Below are 19,427 nucleotides of genomic sequence, written 5' to 3'. Positions count from 1 at the left end.
TTCCCCGGTACGCCAGTGCGGCGCACCGCTTGAATTGAATGATGAGGAACCCATGAGCAAGCAGATTCTGATTCTCCCAGGTGATGGCATCGGCCCGGAAATCATGGCCGAGGCGGTCAAGGTGCTGGAACTGGCCAACGACAAGTTCCAGCTCGGCTTCAGCCTGGCGCACGATGTGATCGGTGGCGCGGCCATCGACAAGCACGGCGTGCCGCTGGCCGACGAGACCCTGGAACGTGCGCGCCAGGCCGACGCCGTGCTGCTGGGCGCGGTGGGCGGGCCGAAGTGGGACAAGATCGAGCGTGATATCCGCCCTGAGCGCGGCCTGCTGAAAATCCGTTCGCAACTGGGCCTGTTCGCCAACCTGCGTCCGGCCATTCTCTACCCGCAGCTGGCCGATGCGTCCTCGCTCAAGCCAGAAATCGTCGCCGGCCTGGATATCCTGATCGTGCGCGAGCTGACCGGCGGCATCTACTTCGGCGCGCCGCGCGGCACCCGCGAACTGGAAGGCGGCGAGCGCCAGGCCTACGACACCCTGCCGTACAGCGAGAGCGAAATCCGCCGCATCGCCCGTGTCGGTTTCGACATGGCCCGCGTGCGCGGCAAGAAGCTGTGCTCGGTGGACAAGGCCAACGTGCTCGCCTCCAGCCAGCTGTGGCGTGAAATCGTCGAGGACGTGGCCAAGGACTACGCGGATGTCGAGCTCAGCCACATGTACGTCGACAACGCCGCCATGCAACTGGTGCGCGCGCCCAAGCAGTTCGACGTGATGGTCACCGACAACATGTTCGGCGACATCCTGTCGGATGAGGCTTCCATGCTCACCGGTTCCATCGGCATGCTGCCGTCGGCGTCACTGGATGCCAACAACAAGGGCATGTACGAGCCGTGCCACGGTTCGGCCCCGGACATCGCCGGGCAAGGCATCGCCAACCCGCTGGCGACCATCCTGTCGGTATCGATGATGCTGCGTTACAGCTTCAACCAGCAGGCGGCGGCCGAGGCCATCGAACAGGCCGTGAGCCTGGTGCTGGATCAGGGCCTGCGCACCGGCGACATCTGGTCGGCGGGCTGCAGCAAGGTAGGTACGCAGGAAATGGGCGACGCAGTAGTCGCAGCGCTGCGGAATCTGTAATCTCTCGGGCCCGCCGCTGGTTTCTTCCAGGCGGCGGCCCACTTTTAGCGAAGGTGTAGTTGCGATGAAACGTGTAGGTCTGATCGGTTGGCGCGGTATGGTCGGTTCCGTGCTCATGCAGCGGATGCTCGAAGAGCAGGATTTCGATCTGATCGAGCCGGTGTTCTTCACTACCTCCAATGTCGGGGGCCAGGGGCCATCCGTGGGCAAGGACATTGCTCCGCTCAAGGATGCGTACAGCATTGAAGAGCTCAAGACCCTCGATGTGATCCTGACCTGCCAGGGTGGCGACTACACCAACGAGGTGTTCCCCAAGCTGCGCGAAGCCGGCTGGCAGGGTTACTGGATCGATGCCGCTTCCAGCCTGCGCATGCAGGATGACGCGGTCATCGTGCTGGACCCGGTCAACCGCAAGGTCATCGACCAGCAGCTGGACGCCGGCACCAAGAACTACATCGGTGGCAACTGCACCGTCAGCCTGATGCTGATGGGCCTGGGCGGCCTGTTCGAAGCCGGTCTGGTCGAATGGATGAGCGCCATGACCTACCAGGCGGCCTCCGGCGCTGGCGCGCAGAACATGCGCGAGCTGATCAAGCAGATGGGCGCTACCCATGCGGCGGTTGCCGATGACCTGGCCAACCCGGCGGCGGCCATCCTCGACATCGACCGCAAGGTTGCCGAGGCCATGCGCAGCGACGCCTACCCGACCGAGAACTTCGGCGTGCCGCTGGCCGGCAGCCTGATCCCGTGGATCGACAAGGAACTGCCCAACGGACAGAGCCGTGAAGAGTGGAAGGCCCAGGCCGAGACCAACAAGATCCTGGGTCGTTTCAAGAACCCGATCCCGGTCGACGGCATCTGCGTGCGCATCGGCGCCATGCGTTGCCACAGCCAGGCGCTGACCATCAAGCTGAACAAGGACGTGCCGATCGCCGACATCGAAGGCATGATCAGCCAGCACAACCCCTGGGTGAAGCTGGTGCCGAACCAGCGCGAGATCAGCATGCAGGAGCTGAGCCCGACCAACGTCACCGGCACGCTGAACATCCCGGTAGGGCGTCTGCGCAAGCTGAACATGGGGTCGCAGTACCTGGGCGCCTTCACCGTGGGCGACCAACTGCTGTGGGGCGCGGCCGAGCCGCTGCGTCGCATGCTGCGGATCCTGCTGGAGCGTTGATCGCTGCTGCGCGGTAGAACAGGCCCCCTCGTCTTGCGACGCAGGGGGCTTTTTTGTGGTGGCCTGATGCCTTTGCCGGCACCGGGTGGTCTCGCTGCGGCAATCCGAGTAAAGTGCCGCTCCCCCCGTTCTGCCAGAGGCACTGTCCATGACCCAGACCTACGATATCGCCGTGATCGGCGCCACCGGCACCGTCGGCGAGACCCTGGTGCAAATCCTCGAGGAGCGCGATTTTCCCCTGGGCACCCTGCACCTGCTGGCCAGCAACGAGTCGGCGGGCAGCTCGGTGAACTACCGTGGCAAGAACCTGCGCGTGCGCGAAGTCGATGCCTTCGACTTCAGCCAGGTCAAGCTGGCGTTCTTCGCCGCAGGCCCTGCGGTTACCCGCAGTTTCGCCGCCAAGGCGCGTGCCGCCGGGTGTGCGGTGATCGATCTGTCCGGCGCGCTGTCGGCCGAACAGGTGGCAGCAGTGGTGCCCGAGGCCAATCCACAGGCCATCGACAGTCAGAACCTGCCCGTGCAACTGGTCAGCCCGAGCGCTGCCGCGGTGGCCCTGGCGGTGGTGCTGGCCCCGCTCAAGCACCTGCTGGAACTGGAACGGGTCAACGTGACGGCGTGCATGGCGGTGTCGGCACAGGGCCGCGAGGCGGTGGGCGAACTGGCCCGGCAAACTGCCGAGTTGCTCAATGCGCGTCCGCTGGAGCCGCGCTTCTTCGATCGCCAGGTGGCGTTCAACCTGCTGGCCCAGGTGGGTACCAGCGACAGCGAGGGCCATGGCGCGCTGGAACGTCGCCTGGTGAGTGAGCTGCGCGAGTTGCTTGGCCTGCCTTCGCTGAAGATTTCCGTGACCTGTGTTCAAGTCCCGGTGTTTTTCGGCGATAGCTACACTGTGGCCGTGCACAGTCGCAAGGCGGTCGATCTGGCGGCGGTGAACGCCGTGCTGGAGCACGCCGACAGTGTCGAACTGGTGGAGGCGGGTGACTACCCGACCCCGGTCGGCGATGCGGTGGCCCAGGATGTGGTGTATGTCGGGCGGGTGCGTGGCGGTGTCGACGAAGCCGAACAGCTCAATCTCTGGCTGACCACCGACAACGTGCGCAAAGGCGCGGCGTTGAACGCCGTACAGCTGGCGGAGTTGTTGATAAAACACCTTGCGTAAAAGATACTTGGCGACGATTTGCACATTGTTTCTGAAATACTGGAAGTGAGCGGCCGTCACGCGCTTGCGGGGCACCTTGCCAACATGATCCGGTGGTCATGCCAGTCAAATGCCTCACGGCGGTTTTTCACTTTCTTCTCGGTAGCCGGGGAAGGTTCATACAAAGGATGAGGTCATGCTTCGAATTCGCAAACTGGTGTTAGCAATAGCCGCGGCATCGGCGCTGTCCTCGGGTATGGCGCATGCGCTGGGGCTGGGCGAGCTGACCCTCAAGTCGGGGCAGAACCAGCCGCTGGATGCCGAGATCGAATTGCTCGATGTGCGTGACCTCACTCCCGCCGAAGTGGTGCCCAGCCTGGCGCCGGCCGAAGAGTTCAGCAAGGCCGGGGTCGAACGCCAGGCGTACCTCAACGACCTGACCTTCACCCCGGTGATCAACCCCAGTGGCAAGAGCGTGCTGCGGGTGACCTCCAGTCAGCCGCTGCCGGCCCCTATGGTCAAGTTCCTGGTGCAGGTGATGTGGCCCCAGGGCCGCCTGCTGCGCGACTACAGCGTACTGATCGACGCCTCCAAATTCTCTCCCGAAGCGGCCCAGGCGGCTTCGGGCGTCACCCCTGCGGTGACCGCGCCCGCCCGCCACACCACCGTGCGTCGCGACACCTTGTGGCAGATTGCCGCCAAGGCGCGCCAGGGTGGATCGGTGCAGCAGACCATGCTGGCGATCCAGGCGCTCAACCCCGATGCCTTCTACAACGGCAACATCAACCAGCTCAAGGTTGGCCAGGTACTGCGTCTGCCCGACCAGCAGCAGATCGCCGCCATCCCCCAGGGCCAGGCCGTCAAGGAAGTGGCCGAGCAGTATGCGGCCTGGCGTGAGGGGCGCCGTCTGGGCCCGCGTGCGCGCCAGCTCGACGCCACCCGGCGTGACGCGGCCGGCGCCGCCCCGGCGCGTATCGCCCAGCAGGACAACCTCAAGCTGGTGGCACCCGGCGGCAAAGGTGCGGCTGGCGACAGCAAGGCCCTGGCCGACAAGCTGGCGATGGCCGAAGAGAGCCTCGACACCACCCGGCGTGACAACGCCGAGCTGAAAAGCCGTGTGGCGGATCTGCAGAGCCAGCTGGACAAGCTGCAGCGCCTGATCGAACTGAAGAACGACCAGCTGGCGCGCCTGGAAGCCCAGAGCGCCGCGCCGGCGAGCCTGCCTGCGCCCGAGCAGCCGGCGATCGATGCCCAGTTGCAGCAGGCGGTACCGAGCGAAGCGGTGGTGTCCCCGGCGCCGGCTGCCGTGGATACCGCGCCGGTGGCCGAAACGCCGCCGGCTGCCGTTACCCCGAGCGATTCGGACAAGATGCTCGACGACCTGCTGGGCAACAGCTGGCTGCTGGCGCTGATCGCAGGTTCAGCCTTGCTGGTGCTGTTGTTGCTTCTGCTGCTGTTGGCGCGCAAGCGTCGTGCCCAGCAGGAGGCTGAAAAGCACATGCGCATGGCGCGAGCCCTGGCCGAGGAAAGCGACCTGGGCCTGGGGCCGGACATGGACCTGCCGCAAAGCAGTTTCGAGGGCCTGGAGGTCTCCGCGCCGAGCGTGACCCTGGCGCCGGGTGTGGTGGCGGCCTCCGCTGCAGCGGCTGCGGCTGCCGAGGTAGCACCCGCCTACGACAGGCTGGACCCGGAGTCCGAGCTGGAGCTGGAGCCGGAATTCGAGCCCAAGCCGGCCCCCGTGGTCGAGCCCGCGCCCGAGCCGGTAGAGGTTCCGTCTCCGGCCCCGGCTGCGGTGGTGGCACCGGCCGTCATCGCGGCTGCCGTGCAGGCACCGGCCGAGGACGCCCCCGCGCCAAATGACGATGCCCTGCTGGCGGAAGTCGACCTGAGCATTGCCCGCGGTCGTCTGAACCATGCCGCCGAGCTGCTGGAGCCTGCGGTGGAGCAGGCCCCCGAGCGTGCCGACCTGCGCCTGAAGCTGATGGAAGTCTATGCCCGCCAGGGCGACCGTGACGCCTTTGTCGGCCACGAGCGCCAACTGGTTGCCAATGGTCAGAACCACGCCGATGTCGAGTCGCTCAAGCAGCGTTACCCGGCCATGCTCGGCGTGGCCGCAGCGGGCGTCAGCGCTGCGGCCCTGGCCGCCGAGCTGGATGCCCAGTATGTGCAGGACCTGCTGCAGGACGACCCGCAGCCCGCGCCGGAAATCGAGTTGCCGGGCGAAGACGACCTGGACAGCGCCTTCGACCTGAGCCTGGATGACCTGGAGGGGTTGGAAGGCCTTGAAGACCTCGAAGGTCTCGAGGGCCTGGCCGACCTGCAGATCGATGATCCTCAGGCCCCGCAGGCCATGCCGCCTGCCGATATCGCGGCGCTCGACGACCTCGATTTCGATACCCTGCTGCAAGAGCAGACCCAGGCCCAGGCCCAGGCCGAGACGCCAGCGCCGCACGTGCCCGACGTGCAGGAGCAGGCAGTGACTGAAGTGCCGGCCGAGACACCCGCCGAGGTGCCTGCCGAGCCGATGCCCGAACCTGCACCGGTCGAGCCTGAGCCAATCCTGGATGACCTGTCCGACTTCGACCTCGACATGGGCGCCGACCTTGCGCCACCGGCGCCTGAAGCTGCACCCGCCGCTACGCCTGAAGCGCCACTGGATATCGAGGCCCAGTTGGCCGCGTTCGATGACTCACTGGGGCTGGACGACAGCTTCCCGGACCTGGCCGATGATTTCGACCTGTCCCTGGCCGACGAGCCGGACCCGCTGGACGCCAGCTTTGCCGCCGAGCTGGACGACGTCAACGCCGAGCTCGACAAGCTCTCGCAGAACCTCGAGCAGCCTTCCATCGCGCCGCACTTCACCGCCGAGGACGCCTCCGACCTGATGCTCGACGAGCCGGAGTTCGACTACCTCTCCGGTACCGACGAAGCCGCCACCAAGCTTGATCTGGCACGTGCCTACATCGACATGGGCGACAACGACGGCGCCCGCGAGATACTCGACGAAGTGATGAAGGAAGGTACCGAGACCCAGCGCAAGGAAGCCATCGAACTGCGTTCGCAGATGAGCTGAACGCCCACCTGAAAGGCCAACGGCAGCCCTCGTGGCTGCCGTTGTCGTTATAATCCGCGCCATTGCGTAAACCGACAGGCTGTATCCCCTTGGAAATCATCGATAACGCCGCAGCCGAAATGGCCGCCGAAGGCTTTTTCAGAATCGCGCTGGGCGTGGAATACAAAGGCACCCGCTACCGTGGCTGGCAACGCCAGGCCAGTGGCGTGCCGAGCGTGCAGCAGACCCTCGAGGAGGCACTGTCGAAGGTCGCCGACTCGCCAGTGTCGCTGCAGTGCGCCGGGCGTACCGATGCCGGCGTGCATGCCAGCGGCCAGGTGGTGCATTTCGACACGCGGGCGGTGCGCAGCATGAAGGCCTGGACCATGGGCGCCAACATCAACCTGCCGCATGACGTCAGCGTGTCGTGGGCCAGGCAGATGCCGGCGCACTTTCACGCGCGCTTCAAGGCCATTGCCCGGCGCTACCGCTATGTGATCTACAACGACCAGATCCGCCCGGCGCACCTGGGCGACCAGGTCACCTGGAATCACCGCCCGCTCGATGCCGGGCGCATGGCCGAAGCCGCAGCCTACCTGGTGGGCACCCATGACTTCAGCGCCTACCGCGCCGGCCAGTGCCAGGCCAAGTCGCCGATCAAGCAGATCCATCACCTGCGGGTGAGCCGGCATGGGCGCATGATCGTGCTGGATATCCGTGCCAGCGCCTTCCTGCACCACATGGTGCGCAACATTGCCGGCGTGCTGATGACCATCGGCGCTGGCGAGCGTCCGCCCGAGTGGGCCAGGGAAGTGCTCGAAAGCCGCGTGCGTCGTACCGGCGGGGTGACCGCGCACCCGTTCGGGCTGTACCTGGTGCAGGTGGAATACCATGACGAGTTCGAACTGCCCGAGCGTTTCATCGGGCCACATTTCCTTACGGGTTACGAGTCGTTGACGGCTGACGGCCCGCAAGGCATTTGCTAACATCCGGAGCTTTCCGGTTCAGCTGAGGTTCACAGGCCATGTCCGCCGTTCGCAGCAAGATCTGCGGGATTACCCGCATCGAGGATGCGCTGGCCGCGGCCGAGGCGGGCGCCGACGCCATCGGGCTGGTGTTCTACGCCAGAAGTCCGCGGGCGGTGAACGTGCAGCAGGCGCGGGCGATCATCGCTGCACTGCCGCCCTTCGTCACCACCGTGGGCCTGTTCGTCAACGCCAGCCGCTGTGAGCTCAACGAGATCCTCGACGCCGTGCCGCTGGACCTGCTGCAGTTTCATGGCGACGAAACCCCGGCCGACTGCGACGGCTACCACCGTCCCTGGATCAAGGCCCTGCGGGTTCGCCCCGGGGATGACCTGGAGGCCGGCTGCCAGCAGTACGCCAAGGCCAGCGGCATCCTCCTCGACACTTTCGTGGCCGGCGTTCCGGGCGGAACCGGCGAGGCGTTCGACTGGTCCCTGATACCCGAGCACCTGAGCAAGCCGATCATCCTGGCTGGCGGCCTCTCGGCCGACAATGTCGGGGCGGCCATCGCCCAGGTGCGTCCTTATGCAGTGGACGTCAGTGGTGGGGTGGAGCAGGCCAAGGGCATCAAGGACCCGGCCCGCATCGAGGCGTTCATGCGCGCGGTGCGCCAGGCGTGAGGGGCGGGCGAATGCTCGATGTGACGGCTGGCGGTGCGCCATCGTCCATAGCTTTCGCAGCCCGTTGCTGCCGGATCGCGCCCACGGGCCGATCAAAATTACCGGGCGGCGCCACCGGCGTCGCCTTTACAGGTTGACGATGAAGCTGGGGCAGGGTGGTACCGCGCTGAACGCGCACCGCCGGCCACGGTTCATCATCGCGTCATACACGAATTGAGCTCAAGGGCATACGCGTGACCCGGCAACTTTTGCCTGCCGGTCGCCGCTACTGGAGAAAGAAAGCATGAGCAACTGGTTGGTAGACAAACTGATCCCTTCGATCATGCGTTCCGAGGTGAAGAAGAGCTCGGTACCCGAAGGGCTGTGGCACAAATGCCCGTCCTGCGAGGCCGTGCTGTATCGTCCGGAGCTGGAAAAGACCCTGGATGTGTGCCCCAAGTGCAATCACCACATGCGCATCGGCGCACGTGCACGCATCGACATCTTCCTCGACGCCGAAGGCCGCAATGAGCTGGGTGCCGACCTGGAGCCGGTCGACCGCCTGAAGTTCCGCGACGGCAAGAAGTACAAGGACCGCCTGGTTGCTGCGCAGAAGCAGACCGGCGAAAAGGACGCCCTGGTTTCCATGAGCGGTACCCTGCTGGGCATGCCGGTGGTGGTCAGTGCGTTCGAGTTCTCCTTCATGGGCGGTTCGATGGGTGCCATCGTCGGCGAGCGTTTCGTGCGTGCCGCCAACTATGCCCTGGAAAACCGTTGTCCGATGGTCTGCTTCTCGGCCTCGGGCGGCGCGCGCATGCAGGAAGCGCTGATCTCGCTGATGCAGATGGCCAAGACCTCCGCCGTGCTGGCGCGCCTGCGCGAAGAAGGCATCCCGTTCATCTCGGTTCTCACCGACCCTGTTTACGGCGGCGTTTCGGCCAGCCTGGCAATGCTCGGCGACGTGATCGTAGGCGAGCCCAAGGCGCTGATCGGCTTTGCCGGCCCTCGGGTTATCGAACAGACCGTGCGCGAAAAACTGCCTGAAGGCTTCCAGCGCAGCGAGTTCCTGCTGGAGCACGGTGCCATCGACATGATCATCGCCCGATCCGAACTGCGCCCGCGCCTGGGCAATCTGCTGGCACAGATGATGGGCCTGCCGACGCCGAAGTTCGTCGCCCCCGTGATCGAGCCGATCGTGGTACCACCGGTGCCTGCCAACGTATGACCCAGCGCACCCTGGGCGAGTGGCTCGCCTACCTCGAGCAGTTGCACCCGTCGACAATCGACATGGGCCTGGAGCGTTCGCGGCAGGTCGCAACGCGCCTCGGGCTGGGCCAGCCCGCGCCTCGGGTGATTACCGTTACCGGCACCAATGGCAAGGGCTCTACCTGTGCCTTCGTGGCCAGCCTGCTGCAGGCCCAGGGCCTGAAGGTCGGGGTCTACAGCTCGCCGCACCTGCTGCGCTACAACGAGCGGGTGCAGATCGACGGCCAGCAGGCCAGCGATGCGCAGCTGTGCCAGGCATTCGCCGCCGTCGAAGCGGCGCGTGGCGAGACCTCCCTGACCTACTTCGAGGCCGGTACCCTGGCGGCGTTCTGGCTGTTCCAGCAGTCGGCGCTGGACGCCGTGGTGCTTGAAGTGGGCCTGGGCGGGCGGCTCGATACCGTCAACCTGGTGGACGCCGACCTTGCCGTGGTCACCAGTATCGGTGTCGACCATTGCGATTTCCTTGGCGATACCCGTGAGTCGGTGGCCTTCGAGAAGGCCGGGATTTTCCGTGCCGGCAAGCCGGCGCTGTGTGGCGACCTCGACCCGCCGCAGCCGTTGCTGGACAAGGCACGCGAACTAGGCTGCCGGTTCCTGCTGCGCGGACGCGACTTCGACCTGTCCAGCACCGACCAGTACTGGCAGTGGCGGGGCGTGGATGCGCACGGCAATGCCGTCGAGCTGCACGACCTGCCGTTGCTTGATCTGCCCATGGAAAACGCGGCGCTGGCGTTGCAGACCTACCTGCTGACCGGCCTGCCCTGGAGTGCCGCGCAGATCGCCCAGGCACTGCGCGACACCCGTATCGTCGGGCGCCTCGACCGTCGCCAGTTCATCTGGCAGGGCAAGCACCTGAGCATTCTGCTCGACGTCGGCCATAATCCACATGCGGCCCAGTACCTCGCTCAGCGCCTGGCTTCGCGCCCGGTGGCCGGCAGGCGCCTGGCGGTGTTCGGCCTGCTGGCCGACAAGGACCTGGCCGGGGTGATCGAACCGCTGCATGCGCAAGTGGCCCACTGGGCGGTCGCGCCACTGGATACCGCCCGCAGCCGGCCTGCAAGCGAGTTGCAGGCCGCGTTGCAGAACCTTGGCGCCGACGTGAAGTCGTATGCAAGCGTCGCCGACGCCCTTGACGGGCAGTGCGCGCAAGCGACGGCAGGCGACCAGATCCTGCTGTTCGGATCATTTTTCTGTGTCGGCGAGGCCCTGCAGTGGCTGAGCCGGCAGACCATGGAGGACGGGGCAAATGGCGTTGCTGGATAAAGTCGTCAAGCAGCGGATGGTGGGCGCGCTGGTGCTGGTGGCACTGGCGGTGATCTTCCTGCCGATGCTGTTCACCCGTGAGGACGAGCTGCGCCAGGTGCATGTCGAGGCGCCCGCCGCCCCGGCTGTGCCGGCCTTGCCGCAGGTGCAGGTGGAGCCGGTGGAGGTGCCCGAGCCGCAGGTGATCCAGGATGAGGCGCTCACCGCCCAGGAACCCAGCGCACCGAGCACGCCCATTGCCCCGGCACCGGTGGTGACTGCACCCACCCCAGCGCCCGCCGCGCCGGTGGCGGAGGCCAAGCCGGCCACGCCTGCGCCGGTCAGCAAGCCTGCGGCGGCCCCGGCCAAGCCGGTTGCCAGTGCACCTGCCAAGGTCGATGGCAATGGCCTGCCGGTGAGCTGGTCGGTGCAACTGGCCAGCCTGTCCAACCGCGCCAATGCCGAGAACCTGCAGAAAACCCTGCGCAGCCAGGGCTACAACGCCTATATCCGCTCGGCCGAAGGTACCAACCGGGTGTTCGTCGGGCCGCTGATCGAGCGTGCCGAAGCCGAGCGCTTGCGCGATGTGATCAACCGCCAGCAGAACCTCAAGGGTTTTGTGGTGCGCTTCCAGCCCGAACGTAGCTGACCCTCCCCGCCGTCCGGCCGCCGCCGGACGGCAAATCACCGCTTACCGATAGCCCACCGCTCTGGTAAAATGCGCCGCCTTATCCGTTTGCAGGCAGCACTGTGGCATTTACCTGGGTCGACTGGGCGATTCTCGCGATCATCGCCGTTTCTTCGCTGATCAGTCTCAAGCGCGGTTTCGTCAAGGAAGCCTTGTCGCTGCTTACCTGGATCATCGCCGGTGCGGTCGCCTGGATGTTCGGTGGCGGTATCTCGCAGTACCTTGAAGGCTACATCCAGACGCCGTCGGCGCGGGTGATAGCCGGATGTGCCATTCTTTTCGTCGCCACCTTGCTGGTGGGGGCAATGATCAATTTTCTGATCGGCGAGCTGATTCGCGTCACCGGGTTGTCCGGGACCGATCGCTTCCTGGGCATGGCGTTCGGCGCCGCTCGCGGGGCCCTGCTCGTCGTGGTGGCGGTCGGGCTGCTGAGCCTGGGGCCGGTACAACAGGACCCGTGGTGGCAGGAGTCTCGCCTGCTGCCACAATTTCTATTGGTGGCTGACTGGTCGAAAAACCTCATTCTGGGGCTGACCAGCCAGTGGCTAGCCAGCGGAATCAGCGCACCGGCTGATCTCCCGTTTCAAGAACAGTTGCTTGGGCCCAAAGCGCCCTGAGTGCTGATCCGTCAAGTTTCATAATGTAGGGGTTGCGTCGCATGTGTGGCATCGTCGGTATCGTCGGTAAGTCGAACGTCAATCAGGCGCTGTATGACGCGCTAACCGTGCTCCAGCACCGCGGCCAGGATGCTGCCGGTATCGTTACAAGCCATGATGGCCGACTATTCCTGCGCAAGGACAACGGCCTGGTACGTGACGTGTTCCAGCAGCGTCACATGCAGCGTCTGGTGGGCCACATGGGCATCGGTCATGTGCGCTACCCGACCGCGGGCAGCTCGACCTCGGCCGAGGCCCAGCCGTTCTACGTCAACTCGCCGTATGGCATCACCCTGGCGCACAACGGCAACCTGACCAATGTGGAGCAACTGGCCAAGGAGATCTACGAGTCCGACCTGCGCCACGTCAACACCAACTCCGACTCCGAAGTGCTGCTCAACGTATTCGCCCATGAGCTGGCGGTGCGCGGCAAGCTGCAACCGACCGAGGAAGACGTGTTCGCCGCCGTGACCGACGTGCACAACCGTTGCGTGGGTGGCTACGCGGTGGTGGCGATGATCACCGGCTACGGCATCGTCGGCTTCCGCGATCCGAACGGCATCCGCCCGATCGTGTTCGGCCAGCGTCACACCGACGAAGGCGTCGAATACATGATCGCCTCCGAAAGCGTCTCGCTGGACGTGCTCGGCTTCACCCTGATCCGCGACCTGGCGCCGGGCGAAGCGGTGTACATCACCGAAGAAGGCAAGCTGCACACCCGCCAGTGCGCCATCGCGCCCAAGCTTTCCCCCTGCATCTTCGAGCACGTTTACCTGGCCCGCCCGGATTCGATCATCGACGGTGTGTCGGTGTACAAGGCGCGCCTGCGCATGGGCGAGAAGCTTGCCGAGAAGATCCTGCGCGAGCGTCCCGAGCACGACATCGACGTGGTCATCCCGATTCCCGACACCAGCCGTACCGCGGCGCTGGAACTGGCCAACCACCTGGGCGTGAAGTTCCGTGAAGGCTTCGTCAAGAACCGCTACATCGGCCGTACCTTCATCATGCCCGGCCAGGCCGCGCGCAAGAAGTCGGTACGCCAGAAGCTCAATGCCATCGAGCTGGAGTTCCGCGGCAAGAACGTGATGCTGGTCGACGACTCGATCGTGCGCGGCACCACCTGCAAGCAGATCATCCAGATGGCCCGCGAAGCCGGCGCGAAGAACGTTTACTTCTGCTCCGCCGCGCCAGCGGTGCGTTTCCCCAACGTCTACGGCATCGACATGCCGAGCGCTCATGAACTGATCGCGCACAACCGCAGCACCCAGGACGTGGCCGAACTGATCGGCGCCGACTGGCTGGTCTACCAGGACCTGCCGGACCTGATCGAGGCTGTAGGTGGTGGCAAGATCAAGATCGAGCATTTCGATTGCGCGGTATTCGATGGCCAGTACGTGACTGGCGACATCGACGCCGCCTACCTGGACAAGATCGAGCAGGCGCGCAACGACGCCTCCAAGGTCAAGAACCAGGCGGTCAGCGCGATCATCGACCTTTACAACAACTGACAAGGGGAGCAACGGCATGACACAGCAATGGGATGCCGGGCGCCTGGACAGCGACCTCGACGGGGTCGCTTTCGATACGCTGGCGGTACGCGCCGGCCAGCATCGCACGCCGGAAGGTGAGCACAGCGACCCGCTGTTCTTCACTTCCAGCTACGTGTTCCGTACGGCGGCCGACGCCGCTGCGCGGTTCGCCGGCGAGGTTCCAGGCAACGTCTATTCGCGCTACACCAACCCGACCGTAAGGGCCTTCGAGGAGCGCATCGCCGCCCTGGAAGGCGCCGAGCAGGCGGTCGCCACCTCCACAGGCATGTCCGCGATCCTGTCGCTGGTGATGGCCTTGTGCAGCGCTGGCGACCACGTGCTGGTCTCGCAGAGCGTGTTCGGTTCGACCATCAGCCTGTTCGAGAAGTACTTCAAGCGCTTCGGCGTGCAGGTCGACTACGTGCCGCTGGCCAACCTGGCTGGCTGGGAACAGGCGATCAAGCCCAATACCAGGCTGCTGTTCGTCGAGTCGCCGTCCAATCCGCTGGCCGAGCTGGTGGACATCGGCGCGCTGGCCGAGATCGCCCATGCCCGGGGCGCGCTGCTGGTGGTGGACAATTGCTTCAGCACTCCGGCCCTGCAACAGCCATTGAAGCTGGGCGCGGACATCGTCATGCATTCGGCGACCAAGTTCATCGACGGCCAGGGCCGCTGCATGGGCGGCGTGGTCGCCGGACGCAACGAGCACATGAAGGAAGTGGTGGGCTTTCTGCGTACTGCGGGGCCGACGCTGAGCCCGTTCAACGCCTGGGTGTTCCTCAAGGGCCTGGAAACGCTGAACCTGCGCATGCGCGCCCACTGCGCCAATGCCCAGGCCCTGGCCGAGTGGCTGGAGCAGCAGGACGGTGTCGAGAAGGTGCATTACGCGGGCCTGCCAAGCCACCCGCAGCACGAGCTGGCCAAGCGCCAGATGCGCGGCTTCGGTGCGGTGGTGAGCTTCGAGGTCAAGGGTGGCAAGGAGGGCGCATGGCGCTTCATCGACGCCACGCGGCTGATTTCGATCACCGCCAACCTGGGTGACAGCAAGACCACCATCACCCACCCGGCCACCACCTCCCACGGCCGTCTGGCGCCGCAGGAGCGTGAGGCCGCCGGGATTCGCGACAGCCTGATCAGGGTTGCCGTGGGCCTGGAAGACGTGGGCGACCTGCAGGCCGACCTGGCGCGCGGTCTGGCGGCGCTGTGATCGACTGGTCGGTGAGCGAGAGCAGCCACAACGGGCGTGTGGCGCTGGTAACCGGCGCTGCACGCGGGATCGGCCTGGGCATCGCGGCCTGGCTGATCAGCGAGGGCTGGCAAGTGGTGCTCACCGACCTGGATCGGGCCCGTGGCGCGAAGGTGGCCAAGGTGCTCGGTGACAACGCCTGGTTTGTCGGCATGGACGTGGCCGACGAGGCCCAGGTGACGGTGGGCGTGGCCGAGGTGCTGGGGCAGTTCGGGCGCCTGGATGCGCTGGTGTGCAACGCGGCGATTGCCGACCCGCACAATACCACCCTCGAAAGCCTCAGCCTGAACCACTGGAACCGCGTGCTGGCGGTCAACCTGGGTGGCCCGATGCTGCTGGCCAAGCACTGTGCGCCTTACCTGCGCGCGCATTGCGGCGCCATCGTCAACCTGGTGTCCACCCGTGCGGCACAGTCCGAACCCGATACCGAGGCCTATGCTGCGAGCAAGGGCGGGCTGCTGGCCCTGACCCACGCACTGGCCATGAGCCTGGGCCCGGAGATCCGCGTCAACGCTGTCAGCCCTGGCTGGATCGATGCGCGGGACCCTTCGCTGCGCCGTGCCGAGCCCTTGAGCGAGGCCGACCATGCGCAGCACCCGGCGGGCAGGGTAGGGACCGTGGAAGATGTGGCGGCGATGGTGGCATGGCTGTTGTCGCGCAACGCGGGTTTTGTCACCGGCCAGGAGTTCGTGGTGGACGGTGGCATGACCAAGAAGATGATTTACACGTAAGCGGCAGGCTTCACGCGACACGCTGCAAGAACCTGTGCAATCGGCTTTTGATTCTGCTTTTACTTGCAGCTTGTTGCTTGAAGCCTGCAGCTGTTTTTTTACGAAAGTGAAAAAAACTTCAACACTGGTATTGACTTAGGTTCGATACCTGCGTAAATTTCACCACCTCAGCGAAGCACACGGGTGATTAGCTCAGCCGGGAGAGCATCTGCCTTACAAGCAGAGGGTCGGCGGTTCGATCCCGTCATCACCCACCACTTCCTGAGATGTTCCTGGCCCGACACTTTCGAAAGACGGTGTTACCAGAGAGGAACAGGACGCAAGTCCACTATGCGCAGCGGTAGTTCAGTCGGTTAGAATACCGGCCTGTCACGCCGGGGGTCGCGGGTTCGAGTCCCGTCCGCTGCGCCACTTTTCTCCAGATCGGTTCAACAACCGGTTTGAGGTCCGAAGCCAAGGCTTCAGGCCAGATCCCAGTTTCAAACAGGTGAAAGCCTGTGCGATACGCAGCGGTAGTTCAGTCGGTTAGAATACCGGCCTGTCACGCCGGGGGTCGCGGGTTCGAGTCCCGTCCGCTGCGCCATATCCGCCTCGAGGCCCTTGAACTCCTCGAAGCAACAAAAAAAGCGACCTTAGGGTCGCTTTTTTTGTGCCTGCAGAAAAGCCTGGCCGCCAAGGCTGGCACCTGCTGGCGACGTATTGCCTGCAGGTGCCGGCCTTGCTGGCGAAAGAATATGCCCCTCAAACCTTGAAGCGCGAAAGCAGCCCTTGCAGCTCAGTGCCCAGGCGCGCCAGCTCTGCCGCCGAGGTGGCAGTGTGCGCCGAGGCGGTGGACGTCTGTTCGGCCACATCACGCACACTGATCACGCTGCGACCGATCTCTTCGGCTACCGCGCTCTGCTGTTCGGCGGCGGTCGCGATCTGCACGTTCATGGCCTGGATGTGCGTGACCGTGTGTGTGATGGCCTGCAGCTCCACGCCTGCCTCATTGGCCAGCCCGACTGTCGTACCGACCATGCCCTGGCTGGTGTGCATGCGTTCTGCAGCCCTCTGCGCACCCTGCTGCAATGACCCGATCAATGTCTCGATCTCTGCGGTGGACTGCTGGGTGCGTTGGGCCAGCCCGCGCACCTCATCGGCCACCACGGCGAAGCCACGCCCGGCCTCGCCGGCACGTGCCGCCTCGATGGCGGCGTTGAGCGCCAGCAGGTTGGTCTGCTCGGCGATGGCATTGATCACCGTCATCACACTGCCGATGCGTTCGCTCTCTTCGGACAACCTGCCGACGGCGTCGGCGGAGGTGCCGATGTCGTCGGCCAACTGGTCGATCTGGGTCAGTGCGCGCTGTACCACCAGATTGCCCTGGCTGGCCTGGCTGTTGGCCTGGCGGGTGGCGGTACTGGCCTGCTCGGCATTGCGCGCCACTTCCTGCACCGTGGCTACCATTTCGCTCATGGCCGTGGCGACCTGGTCGGTCTCCAGTTTCTGGCTGTCGACGCCGGCACGGGTCTGTTCGGTGATGGCCGAGAGCTGCTCGGCCGCCGCTGACAACTGAGCGGTAACGGTGCCCACCTGGCCCAGCACACCGCGCAGGTTGTCGCCGCTTTGGGAGAGGGCTTGGAGCAACTGGCCAAACTCGTCACGGCGCAGCTCGCTGCTGTTATCCCTCAGGTCGCCGGCACCGATACGACGCGCGATCACTACGGCCTGCTGCAACGGCTGGGTGATCTGGCGGATGATCACCCAGCCGATCGCACCGCCCAGCAGCATGGCGCCAACCAGCAGCCCGAGCATCAATGCACGGCTGTGGCTGGATTCGTCGACGCTGAGCTGATTCTGGCGTGCGATCAGCGTATTGATCGCTTCCAGGCTGGTTTCGATATTGCTCACCAGCACCGTACGGCTGCGGGCCTGCTGCTCGACATCGCGGGCAAAGCGCTCGGCCAGTTGCAGGTACTGGTCCAGGTCGGAGGGCAGTCTACCCAGTTGCGGGTGACCGCTGCCCAGGCGCTTCACGCTGTCATTGGCGCGTGTGTGGGCCTCACGCACCGTGTCCAGGCGTTTGGTGCTGCCCTCGCGCATCATGGCCAGGCTGTTCTGGCGCAGGTCGCTCAGGGCGTCGTTGAGGGTGGCAAGGTCGCGACGGACGTTGCCGGCGTCGTCCTGGTACAGCGCCTGGGTCAGCGTACGGACATCGTTCTGCAGGCTGCTGCCCAGGCGCTCGGAATCGGCCTGGATGCGGCCTATGTCCTGCTGGGCGGTTTGCAGCTGGCGAAACTGCTGCATGTAGCCCTGCATGTTTTCCAGCACGTGTTGCAACTGCTGCCTGGACACTGCGTCGTCCAGGCGCTGGAGGTTCTCCTCGATCAGCGCCACCAGGGTGCTGTAAGAGGTGTTCAATTGCGCCGCAAGGTTTTCGTCGCCGTGGTGTTCATACGACAGGCGCGCGGCGCGAATGTCATTGGTGTGGTCGAGCACGTGATTGACCGACACCAGCCGATCGGCACGGGTGGTCAGGGTGTTGAGGCTGCGAATGCCGATCACGGCGAGGAGCGCCATCAGCAGCACGATACTCGCGAAACCGAGGGCCAGCTTCACTTTCACCGATATGTTTTTCACCTTGAATGCTCCTGGGTCGATGGTCAGTCGCTGACGTAGTGGCGTATTGCCATTTTCTGTCGCATGCCGGGCCAGTATCGATGGGCTCAAGGTGTAGCGGGGAGTCAGACATTTCCCGGTATGACGTGGGAAAGCTGGTTAAATAGTGAACGAAAAAAATCGCGACCAATGGTTCAGGACGGCTGTGTAGTGCAGGCCAGCCGCTGTGCAGGTGAAATTTAGTGCCGGATCGCCCGGTTGCGGTTTCAGTCATCTGCGGATGTGATGCACAATAGGCGCCGACCGTTTTTCGCAGGATTTTCAATGTCAAAGTCAACCGTCTTCACTGCGCTCGGGCTGGCCCTTGTGCTGGCGGGCGTTGCCGGCTGTTCCTCGAAGAAAGCCGCCATCTACGAACACGAGAACTTCGACGACTCGGGCACCTTCTCGCGCAGCTTTCCGGTCAGCGAAGCAGGTACCTGCGAGGCTGCCCGGCGCGCGCTGCTCAGCCAGGGCTACATCATCACCACCAGCGAACCGGGCCAGGTCAATGGCAACAAGAGCTTCCAGCAGACGGGCGACTCGCACCTGCAGATCAGCTTCAACGTGGTCTGTGCCAACGACACCGGTTCCGGTCAGCGCTCGACCATGTTCGCCAATGCCCTGCAGGACCGTTATGCGCTGAAAAAATCCAACACTTCGGCCAGCCTCGGGGTGGGTGTGCTGGGGTCGGTGTCGATGCCGATCGGCTCGTCGGACGACTCCATGGTCAAAGTGGCCAGCGAAACGGTGACCTCGCCCAAGTTCTACGAGCGCTACTTTGCGTTGGTCGAGAGTTTCCTGCCCAAGCCGAGCAAGAAGGCCAAGGTCGAGCCCAAGGCCGAACCCGCCAAGCCGGCTCTCGACCTGGGAGTGCCCGAACCTGCGCCTGCTGCGCCAAGCGCTCCGGCCGTCGAGGCCGCGCCGGCGCAGGCTCCGGCCCCTGCGGCACCTGCCGAGGTCGCAGCGCCGGTGGTGGCGGTACCGGCAGCGCAAGCGCCGGCTGCACCGCTGGTCGACGACAGCAAGAGCTCGCAGCCTGTGGCGCCGCCCCAGGATGCGGCGCCGATCACGGTCGAACAGACTGCACCGCCCACCGAGCCTGCCGCCGCACCGGCGCAGCCTCCAGCGGCCCCGACGCCCGACGCGCCTGCGCCGCTGTGACGCATCGGATAAATCATCGATTGCCTGCTACGTTTATCTCAATGGGCTGAGCGCTTGTGCTTTTCGCTGGCTTGCCAGCGAAGGGCTAGCCACCTTGCGCCAGCCTGTCACGTCACGGTCATTTTTTCTTCATCTGGGCACT

The 19,427-nt window shown here is 65.0% G+C and carries 15 protein-coding genes, 3 tRNA genes and 1 pseudogene; 17 read left to right on the top strand and 2 right to left on the bottom strand.

Annotated elements, in window-relative coordinates; translation table 11 throughout:
* The first annotated feature begins 52 nt into the window (after positions 1–52).
* From leuB to KH389_RS19070, 16 genes are all read left to right on the top strand, one after another.
* A complete protein-coding gene (gene leuB / locus KH389_RS19145; protein ID WP_043862851.1) occupies positions 53–1,135 on the top strand; it encodes a 3-isopropylmalate dehydrogenase in 1,083 nt (360 codons plus the stop codon).
* Between the two features lie 64 nt (positions 1,136–1,199).
* On the top strand, positions 1,200–2,312 hold the full coding sequence (gene asd / locus KH389_RS19140; protein ID WP_043862850.1) for an aspartate-semialdehyde dehydrogenase: 1,113 nt from the start codon (positions 1,200–1,202) through the stop codon (positions 2,310–2,312).
* 148 nt (positions 2,313–2,460) lie between these two features.
* Complete coding sequence (locus KH389_RS19135) at positions 2,461–3,471, top strand: aspartate-semialdehyde dehydrogenase (RefSeq protein WP_213606045.1); 1,011 nt, start codon at positions 2,461–2,463, stop codon at positions 3,469–3,471.
* Between the two features lie 175 nt (positions 3,472–3,646).
* A complete protein-coding gene (locus KH389_RS19130) occupies positions 3,647–6,523 on the top strand; it encodes a FimV/HubP family polar landmark protein (RefSeq protein ID WP_213606043.1) in 2,877 nt (958 codons plus the stop codon).
* Between the two features lie 119 nt (positions 6,524–6,642).
* Entirely contained in the window at positions 6,643–7,488 is an 846-nt protein-coding gene (gene truA / locus KH389_RS19125; RefSeq protein ID WP_054916657.1) for a tRNA pseudouridine(38-40) synthase TruA, read from the top strand.
* 38 nt (positions 7,489–7,526) lie between these two features.
* Complete coding sequence (locus KH389_RS19120; protein ID WP_054916652.1) at positions 7,527–8,147, top strand: phosphoribosylanthranilate isomerase; 621 nt, start codon at positions 7,527–7,529, stop codon at positions 8,145–8,147.
* A 283-nt stretch (positions 8,148–8,430) separates the two neighbouring features.
* A complete protein-coding gene (gene accD, locus KH389_RS19115) occupies positions 8,431–9,351 on the top strand; it encodes an acetyl-CoA carboxylase, carboxyltransferase subunit beta (RefSeq protein WP_043862846.1) in 921 nt (306 codons plus the stop codon).
* Positions 9,348–10,655 (top strand): bifunctional tetrahydrofolate synthase/dihydrofolate synthase, encoded by a 1,308-nt coding sequence (folC, locus tag KH389_RS19110; RefSeq protein WP_213606041.1) that lies wholly within the window; start codon positions 9,348–9,350, stop codon positions 10,653–10,655. Before accD ends, folC begins: the two co-directional genes overlap by 4 nt.
* Positions 10,639–11,283 carry an SPOR domain-containing protein gene (locus KH389_RS19105; protein ID WP_058541082.1) on the top strand — a complete coding sequence of 215 codons (645 nt, stop codon included), beginning with the start codon at positions 10,639–10,641 and terminating at the stop codon, positions 11,281–11,283. The genes folC and KH389_RS19105 overlap by 17 nt, the downstream gene beginning before the upstream one ends.
* Before the next feature lie 101 nt (positions 11,284–11,384).
* Entirely contained in the window at positions 11,385–11,939 is a 555-nt protein-coding gene (locus tag KH389_RS19100) for a CvpA family protein (protein ID WP_043862843.1), read from the top strand.
* 41 nt (positions 11,940–11,980) lie between these two features.
* Positions 11,981–13,486, top strand: a complete 1,506-nt coding sequence (gene purF / locus KH389_RS19095) for an amidophosphoribosyltransferase (RefSeq protein ID WP_043862842.1) — start codon at positions 11,981–11,983, stop codon at positions 13,484–13,486.
* Positions 13,487–13,502: 16 nt separating this feature from the next.
* A complete protein-coding gene (locus tag KH389_RS19090) occupies positions 13,503–14,714 on the top strand; it encodes an O-succinylhomoserine sulfhydrylase (RefSeq protein ID WP_043862841.1) in 1,212 nt (403 codons plus the stop codon).
* A gap of 11 nt (positions 14,715–14,725) precedes the next feature.
* Positions 14,726–15,484 (top strand): SDR family oxidoreductase, encoded by a 759-nt coding sequence (locus KH389_RS19085; protein ID WP_167400232.1) that lies wholly within the window; start codon positions 14,726–14,728, stop codon positions 15,482–15,484.
* A 181-nt stretch (positions 15,485–15,665) separates the two neighbouring features.
* Positions 15,666–15,741 (top strand) — tRNA-Val (locus KH389_RS19080).
* Between the two features lie 77 nt (positions 15,742–15,818).
* Positions 15,819–15,895 (top strand) — tRNA-Asp (locus tag KH389_RS19075).
* A 95-nt stretch (positions 15,896–15,990) separates the two neighbouring features.
* Positions 15,991–16,067 (top strand) — tRNA-Asp (locus tag KH389_RS19070).
* Between the two features lie 158 nt (positions 16,068–16,225).
* Here KH389_RS19070 and KH389_RS27870 read toward each other — a convergent pair.
* Positions 16,226–16,930 (bottom strand): methyl-accepting chemotaxis protein, encoded by a 705-nt coding sequence (locus KH389_RS27870; RefSeq protein WP_420831974.1) that lies wholly within the window; start codon positions 16,928–16,930, stop codon positions 16,226–16,228.
* A 201-nt stretch (positions 16,931–17,131) separates the two neighbouring features.
* Positions 17,132–18,043: pseudogene (locus KH389_RS27865) on the bottom strand (methyl-accepting chemotaxis protein); the annotation flags it as partial.
* A 363-nt stretch (positions 18,044–18,406) separates the two neighbouring features.
* Here KH389_RS27865 and KH389_RS19060 point away from each other — a divergent pair.
* The gene (locus tag KH389_RS19060) at positions 18,407–19,285 is read left to right on the top strand and encodes a DUF2242 domain-containing protein (RefSeq protein WP_058541085.1); all 879 of its coding nucleotides are present in this window, start codon (positions 18,407–18,409) and stop codon (positions 19,283–19,285) included.
* Positions 19,286–19,427 lie beyond the last annotated feature (142 nt).

Origin of the sequence: Pseudomonas qingdaonensis, assembly GCF_018398475.1 — a bacterium.
Lineage (GTDB): Bacteria > Pseudomonadota > Gammaproteobacteria > Pseudomonadales > Pseudomonadaceae > Aquipseudomonas > Aquipseudomonas palmensis.
This window is presented reverse-complemented; position numbering and strand designations above follow the sequence as displayed.